The organism is Prosthecobacter sp., assembly GCF_049294395.1.
Lineage (GTDB): Bacteria > Verrucomicrobiota > Verrucomicrobiia > Verrucomicrobiales > Verrucomicrobiaceae > Prosthecobacter.
On record NZ_JBAQCR010000198.1, the window covers coordinates 1 to 3,620 of the forward strand.

The 3,620-nt window shown below is 62.8% G+C and carries 1 protein-coding gene; it reads left to right on the top strand.

All coding sequences use genetic code 11. The annotated features are described in order from the left end of the window. Positions 1-3,164: FtsK/SpoIIIE domain-containing protein (locus WAW39_RS12640; RefSeq protein WP_422319327.1), on the top strand; the 3,164-nt coding region annotated here is incomplete at its 5' end. Positions 3,165-3,620: the final 456 nt, after the last annotated feature.

Below are 3,620 nucleotides of genomic sequence, written 5' to 3' on the forward strand. Positions count from 1 at the left end.
GCCGCAAGACCGCCCCCGCACCGAACACCCGTCTCACGCTGGCGGACATCCCTGCCCGCATTGCCGACATTGAAGGGCATGCGCAGGGCCTCGAAGAGCAGCTCGCCGCCGGCAAAAGCTCCGGCATGTTCAAGATGTTCTCCAAGCCCCGCGTGGATCTCCAGGAGCTCAGCGCCGCAGTGCTGGATTACGAAACCTGCCTGCAGGAACTGCATGCCGCCACAGATGCCGCTGCCGCGCAGATTCAGGCAGACTTTGACCATACCGATGCCTTGGTCACCGCCGACTGGAACCGCACGGAAGAAGTCGCGGAGAAATACCGCCTGGCCATGCTGCGCCGGCTTGCCACGCAGATCCCCGCCTGCCTCGCCCGCAATCAGCGCCTCCTCGCCCGCAATTTGCAGCGTTTCGAAGTGCAAAAAGCCGCCGCCGTCGCGCAGGTCAGCGGCCCTCTCATGTCTCAGCGCCAGCAGCTCAATGAGCAGCACGAAGCCGCCATGCACGCCATGCAGGCGGTGGCACAGCAGCGTTGGTTCAAACTGCAGGCCGAGTGGAATCAAAAAATCCCCCCGCTGCTCGCCTCGGTGGAGGAGATCGAGCAGGATCCCGCCGCGCAGTTGGAAGCCTGGACCACCACTTACCAGCCGCATGAGCTCTTTCCAAATACCGTGCGCTTCGGTGCGCTGAAGCTGGACCTCAGTACCCAGGCGGCATTGTTTGCCAAAGAAACCCCCTTCGACCTGCGCGGCCATGAGCGCATCATCCTGCCTCTCGCGCTCGCCTTCCCGCAGGAGGGCTCGCTGCTCATCGAAACCGACGACGACGGCGGCAAGTGGGTGGCCGATGTAATGAACGACGTCATCTTCCGTCTCTTCACCCTGGCGCCTCCCGGAAAAGTCCACTTCACCATCATCGACGCCGTCGGTCTCGGGCAGAACTTCGCCGGCCTCATGCACCTGGCCGACTACGAACCCGCCCTCATCAACCGCCGCATCTGGACGCAGCGCGAGCAGATCGAAGAGCGCCTCATTGAGCTCAACGAGCACGTGGAAAAGGTCATCCAGATGTACCTGCGCAACGAGTACGCCACCATCACCGAGTACAATGAGCAGGCCGGCACCGTGGCGGAGAAGTACCACTTCCTCGTCATCGCCGGACTTCCCGCAGGCTTCAATGAATCGTCCATGGCGCGTCTGAAAAGCATCGTCATGAGCGGCGCACGCTGCGGCGTCTTTGTGCTCATTCACTGGGACCGCCGCCAGCCGCTTCCCGAAGGACTCAGCGCCGAAGATCTGCGCAAAAACTGCCTGCGCATCGTGCGTGAAAAGGGCGTCGTCAGCTTCAATGGCATTCGCACCCTGGAGCTCGATGCACCGCCATCGGATGTCATCGCCGCAGATCTCGCCCATCAGATCGGCCAGGCCAGCATCGACTCCAACCGCGTACAGGTGCCCTTCAGTGTGGTCGCTCCGAAGGAACTGTGGGCGGAAAGCACCACCAACGAACTCCGCGTGGCCATCGGCCGCACCGGCGCCACGAAACTGCAATACCTCGCCATCGGCAAAGGCACCAAGCAGCACGCCCTCCTCGCAGGTAAAACCGGTTCCGGTAAATCGACCCTCCTGCACATCATCATCACCAACCTCGCTCTCTCCTGCAGCCCGGACGAGGTCGAATTCTATCTCATCGACTTCAAGAAAGGCGTCGAGTTCAAGTGCTACGCCGACAACAAACTGCCGCACGCCAAAGTCATCGCCATTGAGAGCGATCGCGAATTCGCTTTGAGTGTGTTGCAGCGCATCGACGAAGAACTCCGCCGTCGTGGTGAACTCTTCCGCAAAGCCGGCGCGCAGGATCTCGCCGGGTACAAGCGCGCCGGCGGCACCGAGCCCATGCCGCGCGCCATGCTCATCATCGATGAGTTCCAGGAATACTTCACCGAAGACGACTCCGTCGCCCAGGGCGCTGCGCTGCTGCTCGACCGCATCGTGCGTCAGGGCCGTGCCTTCGGCATCCACGTCTTCCTCGGTTCCCAGACCCTCGGCGGTGCCTACACCCTCGCCCGCACCACCCTCGGCCAGATGGTCATCCGCATCGCCTTGCAGTGCAACGAGGCCGACGCCGGCCTCATCATGGACGACACCAACACCGCGCCGCGCCTTCTCTCACGCCCCGGCGAAGGCATCTACAATGACGCCGCCGGTGCCGTGGAAGGGAACAGCCCCTTCCAGGTCGTCTGGCTCACCGACGAAGAGCGGGATGCCAACCTCGTCAAAGTCACCCAGATCTCCAAGGAACGCGGTTTCAGCAGCAAGCGCCCCCTCGTCTTCGAAGGCAACATGCCCGCCGACGTGCGCGACAACGCCCTGCTCACCACCGCCTTGGAACATCCGCCCGTCAAAGCCCCTGCGGACCCCAAATGCTGGCTCGGCATGCCCAACGCCATCAAAGGCCCCACCGAAGCCATGTTCCCGCGCCAGAGCGGCCGCCATCTGCTCCTCGTCGGTCAGAACGACGAAGCCGTCGCCGCCATCATCGGCCTCGGCATGCTCGCCCTCGCCGCGCAGCATCCGCGCGCCACTCCGCCGAAGTTCTACCTCATTCACGGCGCACTCGCGGACTCACCCGACTGCGTGTTCCTCGAAAGCATCGCCCAGGGCCACGCCAAGATTTCGCAGGGCCACGAAGCTCCCGAATTCATCGCCGAGATCCACGCCGAAATGAAACGCCGCAGCGATGAAGGCAGCGCGGGAGATCCGCCCATCTACCTCTTCATCCACGGCCTGCAAAAGTTCCGCAAACTGCGCTACGAAGAAGACTTCTCCTTCGGCGGCGACGACGCCCCCAAGCCCGGCAGCCAGCTCAACGAGATCATCTCCGAAGGCCCGCCCCTCGGCATCCATCTCATCACCAGCCTCGACACCCTCAACAACGTCAACCGCTCCCTCAGCCGCAAGTCCGTCAGCGAGCTCGGCATGCGCGTCCTCTTCCAGATGAGCGCCAACGACTCTGCCAGCCTCATCGACTCACCGAAGGCCAGCATGCTCGGCCTCCACCGCGCCCTCTTCTACAGCGAACACGAATCCCGCCTCGAAACCTTCCGCCCCTTCGCCCTCCCCGACTCCGGCTGGGTCGCCGAAGCCGTGGCACAGATCGGGAAGTAGGTCCCTGGGCACGCACAGACAGGTTTCCCGCAGAGCGCCTCTGCGGCGGCCGACGCATGCCCGGTATCGAAACGAGATCAGTGCGAACGCCAACGCGCAGCCTCATGGAGTGCGTGCAGCAAGCTCAAGCGCGACCCCGCCTTCGCCGAAAGAACGGTGCGTTGGCCACACAACACGCCTCACCCCGTGAAAGCGGTGCCGCCATCCATACAACGGCGTCCAAAGAACGGAGAGCAAAAAGCCCGCATGAAGGTCGATGTGCAGCCATTGTTGCATATAATGCCAAGCATGAATGGCACTCGGTTAAGGCAGCTTTTCGTTGGTTCACAATGCCAGTAATTCTGCGTTTTTTGGCCGTTCAGCTCTCTTCCACCAGTCCACTCTTGCGCCCACACCAGCCCCAACGGGGCTGCGTAATTCAGCCCAGGGTCAGCCGAGCCTCAGCGAGGCGACCCT